Genomic DNA, 18,201 nt, shown 5'->3' with positions numbered 1-18,201 from the left:
ATTATAAAAAATAAGTTAAATAACTTTGTTTAAATCACATTATGCTCTTAAAATTAGTTTTGAGCTTTGGTTGCATTAAGCAAAACTATAGGCGTTGTTTCATTTTATTATGTATGGCGTGTGTTGCTTGCCAAGGTTGGGGAATTTGAATGACACCAGATGTTATTAATTCATCAATAGCACCTTCATGGTTGTGACGAATGGGGAAAAAGCTATTAGCATTGAGTGTAAATACTTTGGTTCCATCATCAACAAATCGTGCTGCATATAGTCCGCCCAGTGTACGCATAAATTGAGAACGGCTAGGGCGGTAATGGCCGCTTGAATTATCAATGCGAGTGATAAATCCGCTATCAATATATAGTGATCCCGCACATTGCACTGGTTGTGAGCCACGAATTGAATTGTGGAATAATGAGGGATCAGCACCGAAAATATATAATCCGCCTTTTGGAGAAACTATGTATCGGTAATATCCGCTAGGAATTTTTGCTGCCGGATTATTTTTAAAAGAGCAGCAACCATTTTTATCTGCATAAATTTTGTATGGACGTTTTTGCTGAGCATTTAGTTGAGTGCCTTTGCCACCATACCAACCACCACTTAGAAAGCCTGCGATATAAGTAAAAAAATAATGTACTGGCGCTAAATCATCAAAAAATGCATTCGTGTAGGTTTTTCCAACTGTAACGGGTTTGCCAAGCTCAGATTGCGAAGCAAATAAAGATTTGAAATAAGGCATGTAAGAATAATTCTGAGTCACATCAGGTGAATGAGGATAGATGGTGGGGCCTTTTTTCATTTTGGGATGCCTATAAAGTGTATATGCATATAACTGCAATAGTGATTATTTTAACAAAATTTATTAATTAATACATATTGGATAATATTTTTTGTTAAATATTAAAGAATGAATAGGTTTTTATGAATATTTTCTTTCTGATTTCTTGGATGTATACATTATTTTTTCAATTGTTATAATGCTTCGCAATTTATTAGGATTTTTAAGGTGTATATCATGGGTTTAACCACGAATTGGACTGAGGAAAATAAATTTCATCCTTGCTGCATTCTTTCCGTGTTTATGAAGCAATCTTTACCTCCTTTTGGCGATATAGGTGTGTCTGAATTATTAAGTTATATGGTGGATGGAAAGAGAGACAGCCATGCGGATGATCGGGGTAAGGTATATGGTTTTCATTTTAATATCGTACCAAGATTGCAAATCGCATTGCCATATCTTCAGCAACAATTTCCAGAAATGGCCACTTATGCAGAGCAAATTTCTAGTATAAAAATGAAAATCATTCTTTCCTCCCAGCGTTTGACGCAGAAATGGGTTGAGGGAATTGTTTTAAAATTTGGAATGTCGGTTCAGGTCGATGAAATTAAAGCAAAAAATATTTGTGATGACAATGACGTTCTTACAGAGCTTCAGTTTAAATATTTAGAATTAAACAAGCCATTGTTTGCAATTTGGTGGTCAACAGATAAGACCACAATAGATTCTACAAAGCATATTGCAGAGCCATCTGTTTCTTTAAGGCAAGAAACTTCTTGTTCTCGTCTTTCAAAGCTTTAATTTAAATAGCGCAGTGATACTGCGCTTTATTTTTGCGTTTACTGAAAATATTTTTGGCCTTGGATTGTTCTATATAAAATAGTCTAAAATAAGTATTATGAGCTGCTAACATGTATGAATTATGGGATTTTTTAAAAACTGGTTAAATAGACATCATGAGATAAAGCAGGCACTAAATGGGCTTGTAAAAATAAGCATAATAATTGCTGTTGTTCTTCTCTGTATGTATTTCGTAGATAAGTATGTGTATATGCCATGAAGGAATCCCCACAAAGAAAGCTTCGTCATTGCTCAGCTTGCAACGACAAATCTTAATTCATGGGGAACACTCAGTGATAAAGCGCTTTATTTTAGGTTATAACGCATTACTGTAATTATAAAACTATGCCTTTTTCACAAATTCAGATTTCAACATCATTGGACCGATCCCTTCTATTTTGCAATCAATGTTATGATCTCCTTCCGTAAGATGAAGAATTTTGACTTTTGTACCAATCTTTGCGACCGAGGAAGAGCCTTTTACTTTTAGATCTTTTATTAGAACAACGTAATCGCCATCTTGTAAAATATTGCCATTGGCATCTCTAACGATAAGCGTATTTGCTTCTTCTACATTTTGTTTAGGGTTCCATTCATGTCCGCATTCAGGACAGATAAAAAGATCTCTATCTTCATAAGCGTATTCAGATTTACATTGAGGACAGGCTGGAATAGCATTATTCATTAGTTATTTTACTCCAAAACTAAATAGTTTATCAGAAGCGCCACAATAATTCTAATGCTTAAGAAGCTATCCAACAAAACAATTGTTGGTTTTTAATGTTTATTTGTTGTTAATCAGTCATATTTTGTCCGTTAAGCCTTTGTTGAGCAGGATGATAAAGATTGAATATCAGATCATCAAAAGAGTATATTAGATGGAAATAATGAATGGGATGGAATCGTTTTATGGATAAGTCCCAGCTAAGTATCTCGTTCTCATTGCTTCGCTGAAAATACAGCCAATCATAGTGTACTTGCTTATAAAAGGGATCTCATGTCTGAGCGGAAAATCATCATACAATTGCGTGGTATTCAAAAATATTACGACAATCAAAAAATTCTAGAAAGCATTGATCTTGATATTAAAGATGGCGAGTTTCTAACTTTCCTAGGCCCCTCAGGCTGCGGTAAAACCACTTTATTACGTTTGTTAGCAGGTTTTGAAACGCCAACTGCGGGAACAATGTTAATTAATGGGCAAGATGCAGCAAAGCTGCTTCCACAAGAAAGACATATTAATACAGTGTTTCAAAGCTATGCCTTATTTCCGCATATGACAGTATTTGATAACGTTGCCTTTGGTTTACGTTGCGATAAGGTAGCAGAAAATGAAATTCAACACCGTGTAATGGAAATGTTGCGGATCGTACGCTTATTGGGTTATGAAAATCGTAAACCCAAAGAGTTGAGTGGGGGACAACAGCAGCGTGTTGCAATCGCAAGAGCGGTCGTCAAAGAGCCACTGGTTCTTCTGCTTGATGAGCCTTTGAGTTCTTTAGACTACAGTTTGCGAAAAAATATGCAAATTGAGCTTAAGCAGTTACAACGCAAACTGGGTATTACTTTTATTTTTGTAACGCATGATCAAGAAGAAGCCTTGTCTATGTCTGATACAATTGTTGTAATGCAGCATGGCCGAATCGTTCAGCAAGGAACGCCTCGCAATATTTACGAGAATCCCAAAAATCTTTTTGCAGCAAGTTTTATTGGAGAATGTAATTTATTTGATATTTCGGTTGACGATGTGAAGACTGATAAAATTATTGTCACCATTCAAGATGTTCAATATGAATTGCAAAATACGGGTAACTTTAAAATATCAGATAAAATTCATGTTTTAATCCGACCTGAAGATATACGCATTCATGATATAGCTTCTAAAGATGAAAGCCATATGTTCCCAGCTTTGATCCATGAAGTCATTTATAAGGGAACAACCATTGATCTGATTCTAAAATTGCCCAATGGAAAATTATTATCGGCAACCAAATTTTTTGATGAAGATGGTGGGCATGAAATCACTTATGCAGTAGGTCAATCGGTCTGGATTAACTGGCCTTTAGGGTGGGAAGTTGTATTACCCTATGAAGGATAAATAATGAAAGACAAATTTCGCTTCTTCTCAATTTCCTTAATCAGTGGGTGGTTGCTTGTTTTTTCTCTGTTTTCTTTTATTCTAATGCTTGTCATTAGTTTTTTAAAAGATGACCCAGAGCATTTAGCATTTACACAGTTTACATTACAGAATTATAAAGATTTATTAGATCCTATCTTTCTAAAGATATTTTTTAAATCTTTTTATGTCGCTTTTTTGGTGACACTGGTCTGCTTACTATTAGGTTATCCTTTTGCCTATATTATTTCGCGGTTACCTGCAAAACTGAAAAATTACGCTTTATTATTGTTGTTGCTGCCCTTCTGGACAAGCTCAGTGGTGCGCACGTATGCAATGATGAGTCTCTTAAAGGCAAAAGGCTTATTGAATTCATTATTAATTTCTTTAGGTTTGATTCAGGAGCCTTTGCAAATTCTTTTTAGTAATACTGCGGTTGGGATAGGTCTAGTCTATAACTTATTACCATTTATGATTCTACCTATTTATAGCCACTTAGAACGTTTTGATTTTTCATTAATAGAGGCAGCTAAAGATTTAGGAGCAAGTAAATTTACTATTTTTAGCAAGATCGTTATCCCGTTAAGCTTACCTGGTATTATCGGTGGTATTGCATTAGTTTTCTTGCCAGCAATGACTTTATTTTATATTTCGGATCTTTTGGGGGGGGCTAAAGCATTGTTGCTTGGTAATTTAATTGAAGATCAGTTTCTCACTGAAAACAATTGGCCACGAGGTGCAGCCACAAATATTATGTTAACGCTTATTATGGGCGCTGGTTTAGCGATTTATTGGCTAAAAGGGAAAAAGAGGATCAATTATGAATCGGTGGTTTAAAGTTGGCTACCTTGGATTGATTTATTTGTTTTTATATGTCCCTATTTTTGCATTGATTGTTTATTCTTTTAATGATGCTAATTTTTCGATGGTATGGCATGGTTTTACTACAACTTGGTATAAACATGCATTACAAGACAGTAATTTGTGGATAGCTGTTTGGCATTCATTTTATTTGGCCTTGTCTGCAACAACAACGGCTTTATTAATAGGCACATTAGGGGCTGTCAGTTTTTATCGATACAACTTCTTTTGGAAAAAATTACTGCAGGGCTTATTATTTATTCTGTTGATTGTCCCCGATCTGGTATTAGCAATTGCTTTTTTAATTTTGTTTTCAATGATGGGGCTTTCTTTAGGCTTTTGGTCTTTGTATATTGCACACGTCACATTTTGTATTCCCTTTGTTGTTGTGATTATTTATAGTCGTGTTAAAAGCATCGATCCTAATATTTTTTCAGCAGCAAGCGATCTCGGCGCTAGTGAACAACAAATATTTTTACGTGTTATTTTTCCATTGTTGCTACCTGCTATTATTTCTGCTGGATTATTATGTTTTGTTTTGTCTTTTGATGACATTATCATTAGTTACTTTGTTTCTGGCTCTAATTTTGAGATTTTATCTGTTAAAATTTTTAGTCTTGCTCGTTTAGGTGTTATTCCAGAGGTGAATGCATTGTGTTCAATGCTGTTTCTGATGACGCTTATCTTAGTATGCCTTTCTCAATGGGTAAGCAAATGGAGAAAAATATGAGGATTTGGCTAAGCTTAGCTGTCGTCTCCTTTTGTGCTTTTGTGCAAGCAAATGAGAAGGTTGTGAATGTATATGCTTGGCCTCAAGAAGTTTCTCTTGAAATTATTGAAAAATTTCAAAAGGACACGGGCATTAAAGTAAATTTTGCAACTTTTGATAGCAATGAAATGCTATATGCTAAAATGAAAGCCAGCAAAGGGCAATACGACATTATTGAGCCTTCAGGTTACTATATATCGCGCATGATCAGAGAGGGGATGATACAGAAGATAGACCTCAATGCTTTGACAAATTATCAAAACATAGATCCTCGTTTTAGACATCCAGATTATGATCTCACGGGAGAATATAGTATTCCTTGGGTTTGGGGTGTTACAGGCATTTTTGTGAATCGAAACTATCATGCTTCAAAAAAAATTGAAAAATGGTCTGATTTTTGGTCTCAATCATATTACGATGCTTTGCTGATGTTAGATGATCCCAGAGAGGTTTTTAATATTGGGTTATTAACCTTAGATCAGTCTCCAAATGAACAAAATGCAGATATTTTGGCTGAGGCATATAAGCATTTACTTAAATTATTACCCAATATTCGTTTATATAACAACAATTCAGTGGCTTCTTTAATTATTGATGAAGATGTTACAGTGGGAATGGCATGGAATGCAGATGTCTATAAGGCGAGTAGAGAAAATCCTGCAATTGAATTTATTTATCCTAAAGATAAATTTGTGATGTGGGTTGATGCCTTTGCAATTCCAAGTGATGCGCCACACCCTGAAAATGCTTATATTTTTTTAAATTACATATTGCAAGCAAGAATTGCTGCCATCCAAGTACAAGAAACTTATTATGCTATTACCAATCAAGCTGCCAAAGAAAGTTTACCAAAAACATTGCTCGATAATAAAATTCTTTTTCCTGATGATGAGACGCTTAGCCGTGGTATCTTTCAAACCGATGTCAATAATGAGGCATTGGAAACTATTTCTCGTTATTGGCAATTACTAAAATTGCAGTAAAAATTATCAGTATAGCTGTCAGGACATCCATGTTGGGCTTGGCTATTCTTTATGTTTGTTAATTGGCTTTTTAGGTAATTTAGTTGACAGATGCTAGGTTGTTTCACGATAATTAAGGAATAAGAATTATTTACTTTTATTCATAAAACGAACGGTTTAATTTTATTTTATCCAAATGACTCATTCTTGTCTCTTTTCCTTTACAAGCCCTCATTCTTTCTTTTCCTTAGAAAGAAGGATGGTCTTGAAATTTATTTCCTAACGCCGCAGGGTCGCGATTCTGCGGCTAAAATATTACTTTAAAACTAGACTTTTTAAATATTCATAAGGATGCAATATGGGTAAGTCTCCCTCTTTAGTTATATCAGAAGAAGATTATCAAAAAATATCATCACTGCTTTTAAATATAAAAACAGAGATTGCTGAATTGCTTGAAGAAGAGTTAGGGCGTGCAACCTTGGTTCCTGCAAGCGAATTACCTGCAAATGTCGTTTCAATGAATTCAGAGGTTACCTTTATGGATTTAGATACGAACAAAGAGCAAAAAGTGACTTTAGTCTATCCTAATGAGGCAGATATTGAGAAAAGTAAAATATCTATTTTTGCGCCAGTGGGTGCTGCTTTAATTGGGCTGCGTATTGGACAAAGCATTGATTGGCCATTGCCTGATGGAAAAAATAGACATGTAAAAGTTATCTCTCTTGTGCGCCCAGATTTAAGTAATACCAAATAACACGTTTTATTATATTTATTTTTTCATAGAGAAATCAGAGAATATTTCTAAAGCGCTCGTGGATCCCAGATATTTTGTTTTACAAAATTCTGGGATAACAATCCGATAGAAATTTGTAGAGATTCACCTGTTTCGAACAATGAAAATAATAGGTGTATTTGCAGTGTTATTGTCTTTCTTATCCTTTCTTCTATTTATGGATCTGCTTAGGGGTAAATGTTGAATTAGTTATCCAAGCAAGATATTGGGGTTGAATGACATAATGCCTGGTATTGTTTACATGTTATAAGAAAAAACATAAAATCCTCATTTTCTTTTTTTAAAAAAGTAATCTACATGTTATCTTCATCACCGTTTAGTTCTTCCTCATCTGATGCTCATCATATTGATTTGCATACCTATTTTATTTTTTGGGATATGGATGATACTTCTGTAAAATGCTATGACAATTGTGTCAAAAATCCTCATTTATTATTACCTATTAAACTGTTCCAATCTGTAGCACCAAACCAACAATTGGGGATTATGACCAATCGTGCGCCAAGTGATTTAGAAACAGATTATACCGTCGAACAATATTTAGCGCTTTTGCGTAGCTTTGGTATTTCTTTTTTAGATGAACATATTGTCTTTGGTGGTGGCACCAATGCAGAACAACGGAATAAAGAATATCATCAGTTAGAACAAGCTATTAATCTCATAGCCAAACAAATTGATGCTCTTAAATTAACAGATATTGGAACTGAATTAGCACAAACCCATGCTATTTTAGAAACGAGCCTCTTTGCTAAAATAGAAGCCGCCAAATACCATGGTAAAAATCATCAATTAGTTGAATTTTTAAATCGACACTATAACGAAATGACTCAAGCCTTTACTTTTGGTTCTGTCAGTTGCTCTAAAAAAGCACTTATCTACGGCATTGTCGATGATTTAGAAACAATTGTAGCAGAAACACAAATATTGGGGCATGGATTTTTGGGAGTTAAAGCAAGTCCTGGGGGCAATCCACCAAGTGCAGATAGGCCAGTTGGTGATTATTATAAAGATGATTATTTATTTGAAGTGGCAAAAAAAATAGGTTTATCTCAATATGCTACAGACCTGCTGATAGGTGATTGCGCTGTCGATCATGGTGAGCCCGCCATGATGAAAATAGCTGCTTTACTTTATGCTTGGCATGCTTTCCCAGATAAAATAGAGCTTAGACATTTTAAGATTTTTGAAAAAATCTTGAGCGTGGATGAGCTTGAATGCATTGGAAAAATGCTTGAATATGTTTCAAAATTTGCAAATACACATCAAGATGCTCATTATAGAGATGTAAGTGAATTGGCAGCGTGCTTTCGTCATTGGGCTGACACCGCTTTTTTAGCATGGGCACCAGGTCGGCTTGTTGCAATCAAGCGTGAGAAACTCGTTTTGCAAGGGCATTTTGTTCCTGAGACATTCTCCAAAAATGATGGTGAGGGACAAGACGCAATTGTTCGCGCAAAGAAGAAAAATTGGGCTTCTGGATTTTTAAGTAGAACCAAAACTACAAAAATGATGAGATCGTCTCCTCAGTTGACGCTAAGCGCAACATCAAGCTCTGATATATCGTCATCGCCTGAATTTGAAAAATGTAGGAAACTGGGTGAAGAGGAAAAAGAGATTTTAGACCGCCAGCAACGAATCATAGAAAAGCATTCTGAAGAATCATTGGAATCTTTTCCTTCATCCTCGTCTGCTTCAGTAACAACGTCTAGCCCTTGGTTGAGCGCAAGAGCGTCGACAGTGTCCACGCCAATCTTTGTGCATTCTTCTAGTAAGGCTAAAAGAACCACTTCTTTAGACCATGATACACTAGGAGATAATGGATTGAGTGGACAAGAAGAGAAAGATGATGATTCTTCTCCTCGCCTGCGTAATAGTAATGGTAGCAATACTTTTTAAACTATTTTAAAAGAGCTAGTTCTTAGAAAATACAGCTGGGGCTAGCTCTGTTACATTATTTATCCTTTGTATTTTTGATTTGAAGTGGGTTTTTGGCTGCATCTAAGTGTTTGCTGGCCAATCTGGAACGGCCTTGCATATTTTCGGCAGCAACTTTATAGAGATCGTACGCCATTTTATTTCCATCTTGAGCTAATCGTTGTAATTCAGAAAAATTATCCATCTGTTCAATATTTATTCCTTCGTTTCTTAGTAGCTTCTGTGGATCAAGTCCCATATTATTTGCACGAATGAGCAATTGTTCAATGCTAGAAACGATATCGCTTGATCTAGAGGTGCTTGGCGAGAAAGAACTTAAGATTGGCAGAGATCTTGGGGTATGTGAAGAGGCAGAGACTTCTAGACGAGGTTTATTAGGGGGAAATGCGTGACCAATATTCTCAAACCTACTTCTTTCCCTTTCTTGCCAGCCATCTTTAAAATCGCGTTCAAAGCCATATTTTCGGAAAAGATAATTCGATCCATCTTCAAGCGGAACGGTTTGAGACATGATCTTATCTGCCAACGCTAATCCATTATCTGAATTGGTGAAGAAAACAACGCCCGTTTTAGTGCTTAAATTAAATGCCATCAGTGCTCTACAGTTGGTGCTGTCTCCTGAATGGAAGGCAGTCACTGAGCCATTTGCATTTCGTTGAAGACCAACGCCAAGACCCCAAGCAACGTTGTCTAATGTTTCATTTTCGATTACTTTTTGTTCAATTTCATCATTTTTAATCTTTTCTAATTGGGTTGCCCAGGGATCTCTTTTCATTGTAAAGTTTGGATCAAATTCAAAAGCATCTTTCAAGCTTTCATCTTTCATCCAACCCTGCATAAAACGAGCGTAATCAGATGCAGTTGTTTGTAGGCTATTAGCAGCAACGCGATCAAAGCTGCTATTATTCATATGAAACGGGTCAAACACATATTCTTGAGCAAGATCTTCAAGGCTTTTGTTAGTATATGCTTCGATTGCTTCCTGTAAACATTGGATAGCTACACCAGAGTACCCATATTGTGTACCAGGTTCGAATTCAAAATTAAGCGCCTCATCATTTTTTGCCGTTATAGGTAATCCTGTTCGATGCAATAATATCATGCGAGCGGTGATATCTTTTAGGCCACCAACGACGAGGTTGGACCAAGGATTAATCACTTCGTGGCCACGGCTAATAGCTGTGTTAAACATCTCATCAAGATTTTGATCTAAATTAATTTTGCCTTCTTGTGCTAATTTTAAAACAATATAAGCAAATACAGGTTTGCTTAATGAAGCTGCGCCAAATACACTTTTATCTGTAACTTCTGAACCAGAATTGCTGATACCATCGACGAGAGTGGAGGGAATATCATCGTCGTTAATACCATTAATATAAGCAGCTGATATGCCTGGGATGCCAACTTGTTTTCTTAATGTTTCAAGCTCTTCTTTTTGTACTAATTCTGAAAGTGTTTTAGAACCAATCATTGGTGTAGGTTACCTTATTAATTAAATTGCTATTTTTTAGACAGCTTTTATTAATAGTAGCGAATTATTCATCATGCAGTAAACAGCGGTATTTTTTTTTATCTGACCTTAAACGAAATATTCTTTATAAAATAAAATTAACTGATAAACTTAAGGGCGATAATAATACGATTTTTATTGTAGGTCATATAGGGACGAGTAAGCCCTTGTATATCAAATAATATGGGTAGTTAGTTTTGTTACATCTGTGTATGGTATTCGCACTCATGCAGCACCCTCCCCATTCAATGAATAAAGGTTAGCAAATGTTAAGTTGTGGTTTAGATTTCGGTACTAGTAATTCAACACTGGCAATATCTCATCATTCTAAAACATCATTAATAGCACTGAACGGTGAATCTCCCATCCTTAAATCTGCTATTTTTTTTGATTCAGAAATAAAAGAGCATTTCATCGGACAATGTGGGATAGATCGCTATTTAGAAGGTGGAAAGGGGCGATTAATGTTGTCTTTGAAAAGCATTTTAGGCTCTGCTTTGTTGAATGAAAAAATTGCCGTATGCGGGGAATGGATAACCTATCGAGATATTATCGGCTTGGTAATCAAATATATTAAAGAGACTGCTGAAAGACAATTAAATACAGAACTTAGCCAGGTCGTATTAGGGCGACCTGTGCGTTACCACGACACAAATGATGCAAGAGATAAGTTAGCACAAGATACAATGGAACTTATCATGAAGGAGCAAGGATTTAAAGAGGTTGTCTTTCAATTTGAGCCAATAGCAGCTGCTTTAGATTATGAAAGCAGCATTCGTAACGAGCAGCTGGCTTTAATTATTGACCTAGGAGGCGGTACTTCAGATTTTACAATCATCAGGCTTAACAATAAAACCAAAACAATAAATCGAAAAGCAGACATTCTTGCTAATGGTGGCATACACATAGGTGGTACTAATTTTGATAAAGATCTCAGTTTGCATGCAATTATGCCTTTGTTGGGTAAGGGCAGTATTGTTCGAGGAATGAATGGAAGTAAGCTTGAAATGCCTACATCGTTGTATTATGACTTAACATCATGGCATTTACTGAATAATTTATATTCCACTAAAACTATTAATGAAATTAAAGATTTATATCTAGTGTCTGAGCAAAAATTTTTAATTAAGCGTGCCATCACTGTATTAGAAAAAAAACTGGGGCATTATCTATTGCAGGCAGCAGAAAATTCTAAAATTAAGTTAAGCTCATCCTTATTGGATGATATTGATATCTCAAAAGTTGAAGATGACTTACAGATAGCTATTTCTCGAGATAATTTTGAATCTTATTGTCATAATTTAATCAATGGATTACAAAGAACAATAGAAACTACACTCTCAGCTGCAAGCATTCATGCAGATCAAATTGATTCTGTCTTTTTAACAGGTGGAACCACTCAAATTCCCGTAGTGCATCGCATGATATGCAACCTTTTTCCAAATGCGCAATTTGTCACCGGCGATGTATATGGAAGCGTAGGTAAAGGACTTGCTATCATTGCAGAAGAGTTGTGGAGGTAATAGAGTATTATTTGGGGGGCGGGTTAATATTCATTAATCTTAAATTTAAATATTTGAGAACCAGAAATAGCTAATAGTGCCACAGAAAGTAAAAAGAATATTAATGCCATTATTGTGCTGGTGGATCCTATAATAAAATTCATTGCTGAAAATGGTAATGCAAAGCCAAAATTGCTAAAAAGAAAAAAGTAACACAGAATCATACTGACGCTTGATAAGCACATTAATGTATTAATTCTCCTCAGTATTTTAACGCGTGGAAGTAACCAGTAAATTCCTTCTTGGATTTCGGTTACTTTTTGAGCATCTATTTCTTCCAATTTATTAAAATCTGCTTGAGCATGTATCGTGCCAGCTTGAATTGCTGTTATCTGTTCATTCAGTGCTTTATGTATTTCATTGCCACGTGAAGCTGCAAATATAAAAGTCAAAAAAGGCGCTGCTGCAGCAATTAAAAAGGAGGCTAAACAGGCAAGAAATAAAATAGCACCGATAAGAAGATTGAGAATTAAATCATGTGATAATTCTCCTTTGAAAATATAGTTTTGAAATAAAACTAACAATAGCAATACAGCGTACGAGAAAGAGCAACACAAAAAAATCCTATAGGTGTGCTTTTTTCGGGTTGTAAACATTTCTCGGAGTTGTTGGAGCTGTGTAAATTGGTGGTTTAGCGTTTCAGTCAGTTTCTCTTGCTGTTCCTCGGCTAATTTTCTTGCCATCATTGCTTGATATCGGTCAATTTCGCTCATCTGATATACTTAAATAGCCTCGCTTAAATCAAATATAATTGAAATTAACAAAAATTCAAATAACTATCAGGGAGCATGGTATTTTATGCATGTATGCTCATTTGTGATGGGCGCTTCGAACAGTGATTGAAGCGAAATAATTTAGGACAATAATTTAGGACAGCCACAAGAAGTTAATTGACTTCTGTATAAGCAAGACACCCTCTGCTATAGACAGAGGGCAGGCTTGTCGAAAATAGTTATTTGTCTTCAACATTACGCAATACGCTACCATCGATAGCATCAATGGATAAGTCGTAAAAACGATTGTCTTTTACAACCACCACATCATATACCACTTTGCCATCGCGCATGGAATCGATCTCTGCTTCAATGGCTTTGCCATTGTGGGCTTTTTCTGCGATTTCAATGGCCTCAGTCATACTGATTTTAGCCTCCATGAGTCGCTGTAAATCTTTCGCATCACCAGCCATCGCTATTGGTGCGTTCAACGTGAATAAAAAGGCAGAAAATAGTACAATGTTGTTGATAAATTTCATAATGGGCTCCTATGGTTGTTATTGAATTGTGTTACTAAGAGAAAGCGATAAAAAAGAGGGTATGTGCATAATTCTCTAAATTCAAGAGTCTACAGGCTAGTATATACTAGAATCGCCGCTGGCAACGGATAAATGAAGTTTTGTGGTGTAGTTATAGATTGTTTATGTTGCAGCGCCATTCTTGAGAGCTTGATAAACGCGCAGTATCTTGAAAATCTGCTGTATGAAAAACTATGCTGCAAAAGAATAAGGATATGTTGATTCTTACTTCACACGCAGTTGATGTAGAGGGCAAATGACCAATATTTCTCAATCATTTGATATAACATCTGAGCTTGCTCAAAAACTTATTAACAATCAGTTCCCAAAATATGCTCACCTGCCTATCAGCGCTGTTGAAAAGCAAGGGCATGATAATCGAACCTACAGGCTGGGTAGCGAGCTGTTGATCCGTATGCCAACAGCAGAATCCTATGCTTTGAAAGTGCCCAAAGAGCAAGATTTGCTGCCCAAATTAGCACCGTATTTAACTACTAATATTCCTGTCCCTATAAAAATGGGCTTGGCTTCTAAAGATTACCCATATCCATTTTCAATTTACAAATGGCTTCCGGGAAAAAGCGTCAATCTTCTTGTTTTAAATGATAAAGTCAAAGAGACACTTGCATTTGATTTAGCAAAATTTTTGAAAGCACTACAAAATATCAAAAACGTTGAGGGACCGCATCCTGGTCAGCATAATTGGTGGCGTGGTGATCATGTTAGCGTTTATGACAAAGGTGCTAGAGAGCAAATAGCTGAATTGACAGATATCATAGATGGTACTAAAGCAATCAATTTATGGGAACGTGCTTGCAAAACAAAGTGGCATAAACCGCCGGTATGGATCCATGGCGATTTTGCGATTGGTAATATGCTGCTACAAAATGACAAATTATCTGCCATCATTGATTTTGGTGGTATAGCGATAGGTGATCCTGCTTGCGACTTGGTGATTGCCTGGACTTTTTTAAAAAGCAATGCGCGTGATACTTTTATTAGAGAAATGAGTTTGGACAAAGATACATGGCTGCGCGCTCGTGCATGGGCATTGTGGAAGGCAAGCTTTGAACTATGTCAGATAAAAGATAAAAATAGCGTGGAAGCGTTTGAGCAAAAAAGGATTATTGAAGAAATATTTTATGAATAATGACGGAGCAGGCATGATTGCTATTATTTATCGGTTTAAACTTAAATCCCACCAAGAGGCGCTTTATCAGCAATATTGGCATAAGATTGCGACTTATTTTGTAGAAAAATGTGGTGCGATTGGTTCTTGTTTGCATAAAGGCACTGATGGTCTTTGGGTTGCTTATTCACGATGGCCAAATAAAGCAACGCGAGATGCTGCTTGGCCTGGAGATAATGCCCCTAATGAAATATTACCTGAAGATATTCGTGAAGCAATTCAAAAAATGCAGGCAATAAAAGAAGAGAATAAGGATTTAGAAAGTTATGATGAAATTTGTTTGGAGGTTGTTGATGATCTATTATTGGGTAAAATAGAACTTACATGAAATAAGTTGGTTTTACTTGGTTAGGTAATAAGGCTGTATATACAATGATGGTGCAATCCTATGAAAATATTGATAATTAATTACCACTATCACTGCTTATAGCAGAACGCAATTAGGTATATTTGAAGCTGTAATAGATTTTTAGGTTAAGAATAAAATATTGATATTTTCATTGTAATCAGTAAAATGCTCTCTTTATTGTTTGTTTAATTGAAAAATCGTTATGTCAAGTTCTTCAATAAAAAACCATCGTTTTATACCAGATTTATTCTTATCATCCTAAATCTAATGGATACGAAGTTTATCTATGCTTAGATTGTGTAAGTGAACGTGATCTTATGGAGGTGATGAACGCCTTTATGAAATTTCAAAATACAATCGGGCTATCTATGATGTCTGAAAATTCGATAAATATACACTTGCCAGGTAAAATAGGTAAAAAATGCACCGTTGTGGATGATGAAAAGCTACAAGAATTAATTAAATTCATTCAGGATAAGTTTAGTTATGAAATCGCTGTTCCGCCTAAAAAGGAATTAGAAGTGCCTCATGATTTCTATACTTCACGTTTATGGGGCGTGGGTATTGGAACTATTTTAGCTATTGGTTGCATTACCTATTTTTCATTATTTAATCTGCTTGGAATGATGCTTTTAGGCGCTTCGATGGTTGCTTCAAGCTTGATCTTTGGGCTAAGAGATCAATTTAAAACCACCTGTAATGAAGAATATTTAAACAAGAAGGTTGGCGAGTTGGATAATTTAGATCCTTCTCTGACAAAGGCATTTGATATTGGCACGAAAGCAGCTAAATCTTATACTGTCATGTTCCAGAGCTTTTTTGATAAAGCAGCTGTTTTGCATCCAAGGGCTTATTATGCAGGAATTGCTGCTCAAGAAATAAAGAGCCCAGCAAACAAAGAGCTTAGAAAATCTATTCATTCAAAGAAAATCTCAATTTAACAGATATTTCAATTTGTTTTGCGCGAGAACTTCCGATAGTTATACATAGCTGCGAAAGTTCTCAAATCTTTGGTTAAGATGGTTATTTAGATTAAAAATAAGGCATTTTTTTAGAATCTAGTACTAGCTTGCCATTTATTTAGATATAAGTAACGCTTTTTACATGATTAGTGATTTATTGTTGCCGTAAAAAAATACAGAGTAATAATAAAGCTTTAGAGTTTTTCCCAAAGTAGATAGGCTCGTCCATATTCACCATCTGCAATAAGTTGTAATTGGTTTTTTTTGAGTAATTTAGCATTCCTGATGAATTCTTTACCAATACGATATGGATTAGATGCATTATCAACAAAATGGGTAATTTCATTTTTTCCTGTTATTTTGTATTGTCCAGAATAAAATAGAATATTTCGTTCTAAATTTTGAGTACTTTCTTCTATGTTGGCTCCAGAATTAATACTGGCAGACATATAGCCAGATTCGTCATAGATCAATAACCCATTTGGATTTAGACCCCATTTCTTAGTGTCACCATTAGATTGCGTAATATGAAAATCTAATAATTTCCACGAGCCTAAAATACTTTTCTTAGTAATAGGGCTAGGATTTTCCATTGAGCTATTCCTTTGTATATTTTTTGAGGAAAAGTGGCTTGATGGCATGCAACCTACAGAAGCTAAAAACATTAAGTGAAAAATTAATTTTGCCATCCATTGTGGAAAAAGTTTTTTTGTATTCATTAAGATAAGTTGGAGCTGATGTCCTTTCTAAGAAGCAGTTAATGTAATATTCCGAAAACATAGATTACACCTTTTAATTTAAGGAAGTAAGCCATGCCCTATGCAACAACCTGTTACACAAATTGTTCAATATGTTGTGATAGACCTAGGTTGTTATGTCGTGTGATTTATAGGTTATTTGGTATATAAATGTTGGAAAGATAGCTTTTGTCTTGGTTTCATACTAAGAAGGTTCTTTTAAGCATTCAATTTTCACTGAACTCCCCAAATTGCGAGTATTTTTCACAGGTAGCGGATGCTTTTCATGAAAAGTTCTGATAGCGGACAATTTTCACAAACAGCGGATGTTTTTCATGGATTATTGTTACTCGAGAAAGGAGCTGCACTAGCCGGATATTCAGCAATTATTAGTGCATATGAACTAGAAGTACCGCTACCTGATTTCATTTCTGTAATTAGCCAAAAACATAAACAATACCACAAAAAGATAGCTGGATAATGTTTTCTATTAGGCATAAGCCTGAAGATAATCTTTATGCACATTTGGTATTTTCTTTGAAGTACGAAGGGGTGAATTTATGGATCCTAAACGCTTTATTTAAAAAAATTCCTCAAACTGAACTTGAAGAAATGATTCAATTGGAACTAGCTGGAGCCTATAGCCGTAGAATTTGGTTCCTTTATGAATGGTTAACAGGCGCTGATCTTGCAGATAAAAAAATTAGATTTGTTGATGTGTTGGATGATAAACAACAATATATAGGTCCAAAAATTGTAATTGCCGATTTTAGATATACTCATCTTGGCTACCGAAACCAGGGAGGCTTTATTGGTGAGCATGAAAGAGGAACTAACTATCCAATTCCAGATCACATTTCTGCTCGATTTCAAGATGTAGGCGATTTAATGGAAGGATTAATTGAGACTGATAATTTATTAACATCTTCAAATTATAATTCAGTTCTTGCTGCTGCAGCTATTGCATTTGGATTAGTCTTTATTCATCCATATGAAGATGGAAATGGAAGAATTCATCGTTACCTTATCCATCATGTTCTAATCGAAAAGGGATTTACTCCTGTAGGTGTAGTTTTTCCTGTTTCTTATGTGATTCTTGAAAGAATAAAGGAGTATAGAGCAGTATTAGAATCATATTCTTCCCCAAGGTTAGATTATATAAAATGGCGTGCCACAGAAAGTGGTAATGTTGAAGTATTAAATGAAACCAAAGATTTATATCGATATTTTGATGCTACAAAACAAGCTGAATTTTTATTTTTGTGTATTCAAGAAACTATTGAGGAAGTATTACCTAAAGAAATTGATTATTTAAAAAAATATGATGAAATAAAAAATTTTATTGATGGCTATCTAGATATGCCGGCTCGTTTCGTACACTTACTTATTCAATTTTTACAACAAGAAAAAGGTCGGTTATCTAAACGTGCTCGTGAAAAAGAATTTAATAAATTAACACAAGAAGAAATTAGTGCGATAGAATCAAAGTTTCAATCAATTTTTTATAATAAAGATGAGTATTAAGTGATACTCACGGTAAGTTA

20 protein-coding genes are annotated in these 18,201 nt (G+C 35.2%); 13 read left to right on the top strand and 7 right to left on the bottom strand.

Annotated elements, in window-relative coordinates:
• Window positions 1-85 precede the first annotated feature (85 nt).
• The gene (locus CC99x_RS07045; RefSeq protein ID WP_057624758.1) at window positions 86-802 is read right to left on the bottom strand and encodes an IQM protein middle domain-containing protein; all 717 of its coding nucleotides are present in this window, start codon (window positions 800-802) and stop codon (window positions 86-88) included.
• 216 nt (window positions 803-1,018) lie between these two features.
• Between CC99x_RS07045 and CC99x_RS07040 the strand changes: the two genes are divergently transcribed.
• Complete coding sequence (locus CC99x_RS07040; RefSeq protein ID WP_057624757.1) at window positions 1,019-1,582, top strand: hypothetical protein; 564 nt, start codon at window positions 1,019-1,021, stop codon at window positions 1,580-1,582.
• 131 nt (window positions 1,583-1,713) lie between these two features.
• Here CC99x_RS07040 and CC99x_RS07035 read toward each other — a convergent pair whose 3' ends face one another.
• Window positions 1,714-1,839 carry a hypothetical protein gene (locus CC99x_RS07035; protein ID WP_259596635.1) on the bottom strand — a complete coding sequence of 42 codons (126 nt, stop codon included), beginning with the start codon at window positions 1,837-1,839 and terminating at the stop codon, window positions 1,714-1,716.
• Window positions 1,840-1,964: 125 nt separating this feature from the next.
• Window positions 1,965-2,306, bottom strand: coding sequence for a zinc ribbon domain-containing protein YjdM (locus CC99x_RS07030; protein WP_057624756.1), 342 nt, complete (start codon window positions 2,304-2,306; stop codon window positions 1,965-1,967).
• A gap of 312 nt (window positions 2,307-2,618) precedes the next feature.
• On the opposite strand from CC99x_RS07030, the gene potA reads away from it, so the two are divergent.
• The 6 genes from potA (at window position 2,619) to CC99x_RS07000 (ending at window position 9,018) form a co-directional block, all read left to right on the top strand.
• Window positions 2,619-3,719, top strand: a complete 1,101-nt coding sequence (gene potA, locus CC99x_RS07025; RefSeq protein WP_057624755.1) for a spermidine/putrescine ABC transporter ATP-binding protein PotA — start codon at window positions 2,619-2,621, stop codon at window positions 3,717-3,719.
• Between the two features lie 3 nt (window positions 3,720-3,722).
• On the top strand, window positions 3,723-4,574 hold the full coding sequence (locus CC99x_RS07020; protein WP_057624754.1) for an ABC transporter permease: 852 nt from the start codon (window positions 3,723-3,725) through the stop codon (window positions 4,572-4,574).
• The gene (locus CC99x_RS07015) at window positions 4,558-5,328 is read left to right on the top strand and encodes an ABC transporter permease subunit (protein ID WP_057624753.1); all 771 of its coding nucleotides are present in this window, start codon (window positions 4,558-4,560) and stop codon (window positions 5,326-5,328) included. Before CC99x_RS07020 ends, CC99x_RS07015 begins: the two co-directional genes overlap by 17 nt.
• On the top strand, window positions 5,253-6,350 hold the full coding sequence (locus CC99x_RS07010; RefSeq protein ID WP_141651908.1) for an extracellular solute-binding protein: 1,098 nt from the start codon (window positions 5,253-5,255) through the stop codon (window positions 6,348-6,350). The genes CC99x_RS07015 and CC99x_RS07010 overlap by 76 nt, the downstream gene beginning before the upstream one ends.
• A 337-nt stretch (window positions 6,351-6,687) precedes the next feature.
• Entirely contained in the window at window positions 6,688-7,083 is a 396-nt protein-coding gene (gene rnk, locus CC99x_RS07005; protein WP_057624751.1) for a nucleoside diphosphate kinase regulator, read from the top strand.
• Between the two features lie 336 nt (window positions 7,084-7,419).
• Complete coding sequence (locus tag CC99x_RS07000) at window positions 7,420-9,018, top strand: hypothetical protein (protein ID WP_057624750.1); 1,599 nt, start codon at window positions 7,420-7,422, stop codon at window positions 9,016-9,018.
• A 55-nt stretch (window positions 9,019-9,073) separates the two neighbouring features.
• Here the strand turns inward: CC99x_RS07000 and CC99x_RS06995 are convergent, their stop codons facing one another.
• Window positions 9,074-10,528 carry a serine hydrolase domain-containing protein gene (locus CC99x_RS06995; protein WP_057624749.1) on the bottom strand — a complete coding sequence of 485 codons (1,455 nt, stop codon included), beginning with the start codon at window positions 10,526-10,528 and terminating at the stop codon, window positions 9,074-9,076.
• A 305-nt stretch (window positions 10,529-10,833) separates the two neighbouring features.
• Here CC99x_RS06995 and CC99x_RS06990 point away from each other — a divergent pair, with 305 nt between their 5' ends.
• A complete protein-coding gene (locus tag CC99x_RS06990; RefSeq protein WP_057624748.1) occupies window positions 10,834-12,090 on the top strand; it encodes an Hsp70 family protein in 1,257 nt (418 codons plus the stop codon).
• A 23-nt stretch (window positions 12,091-12,113) separates the two neighbouring features.
• On the opposite strand, the gene CC99x_RS06985 is transcribed toward CC99x_RS06990, so the two are convergent.
• Both CC99x_RS06985 and CC99x_RS06980 read right to left on the bottom strand, forming a co-directional pair.
• Window positions 12,114-12,653 (bottom strand): hypothetical protein, encoded by a 540-nt coding sequence (locus CC99x_RS06985; RefSeq protein WP_259596634.1) that lies wholly within the window; start codon window positions 12,651-12,653, stop codon window positions 12,114-12,116.
• A 428-nt stretch (window positions 12,654-13,081) separates the two neighbouring features.
• The gene (locus tag CC99x_RS06980) at window positions 13,082-13,381 is read right to left on the bottom strand and encodes a PepSY domain-containing protein (RefSeq protein WP_057624746.1); all 300 of its coding nucleotides are present in this window, start codon (window positions 13,379-13,381) and stop codon (window positions 13,082-13,084) included.
• A 295-nt stretch (window positions 13,382-13,676) separates the two neighbouring features.
• On the opposite strand from CC99x_RS06980, the gene CC99x_RS06975 reads away from it, so the two are divergent.
• The 3 genes from CC99x_RS06975 to CC99x_RS06965 all read left to right on the top strand — a co-directional run bounded on the left by CC99x_RS06975 (window position 13,677) and on the right by CC99x_RS06965 (window position 15,899).
• Entirely contained in the window at window positions 13,677-14,570 is an 894-nt protein-coding gene (locus CC99x_RS06975) for an aminoglycoside phosphotransferase family protein (RefSeq protein ID WP_057624745.1), read from the top strand.
• Window positions 14,563-14,937, top strand: coding sequence for an antibiotic biosynthesis monooxygenase family protein (locus tag CC99x_RS06970; protein WP_235528083.1), 375 nt, complete (start codon window positions 14,563-14,565; stop codon window positions 14,935-14,937). The genes CC99x_RS06975 and CC99x_RS06970 overlap by 8 nt, the downstream gene beginning before the upstream one ends.
• 359 nt (window positions 14,938-15,296) lie before the next feature.
• Window positions 15,297-15,899, top strand: coding sequence for a hypothetical protein (locus tag CC99x_RS06965; RefSeq protein WP_057624744.1), 603 nt, complete (start codon window positions 15,297-15,299; stop codon window positions 15,897-15,899).
• Window positions 15,900-16,114: 215 nt separating this feature from the next.
• On the opposite strand, the gene CC99x_RS06960 is transcribed toward CC99x_RS06965, so the two are convergent.
• Window positions 16,115-16,513, bottom strand: a complete 399-nt coding sequence (locus CC99x_RS06960) for a lipocalin-like domain-containing protein (protein WP_158003215.1) — start codon at window positions 16,511-16,513, stop codon at window positions 16,115-16,117.
• A gap of 430 nt (window positions 16,514-16,943) precedes the next feature.
• On the opposite strand from CC99x_RS06960, the gene CC99x_RS06955 reads away from it, so the two are divergent.
• The gene (locus CC99x_RS06955) at window positions 16,944-17,138 is read left to right on the top strand and encodes a hypothetical protein (RefSeq protein ID WP_200953468.1); all 195 of its coding nucleotides are present in this window, start codon (window positions 16,944-16,946) and stop codon (window positions 17,136-17,138) included.
• On the top strand, window positions 17,138-18,181 hold the full coding sequence (locus CC99x_RS06950; RefSeq protein WP_057624741.1) for a Fic family protein: 1,044 nt from the start codon (window positions 17,138-17,140) through the stop codon (window positions 18,179-18,181). The genes CC99x_RS06955 and CC99x_RS06950 overlap by 1 nt, the downstream gene beginning before the upstream one ends.
• Window positions 18,182-18,201 lie beyond the last annotated feature (20 nt).

The organism is Candidatus Berkiella cookevillensis, from assembly GCF_001431315.2.
In the GTDB taxonomy this organism is placed as follows: domain Bacteria; phylum Pseudomonadota; class Gammaproteobacteria; order Berkiellales; family Berkiellaceae; genus Berkiella_A; species Berkiella_A cookevillensis.
The sequence above is the reverse complement of the archived record's forward strand: the minus strand, read 5'-3'. Positions and strand labels throughout refer to the sequence as shown.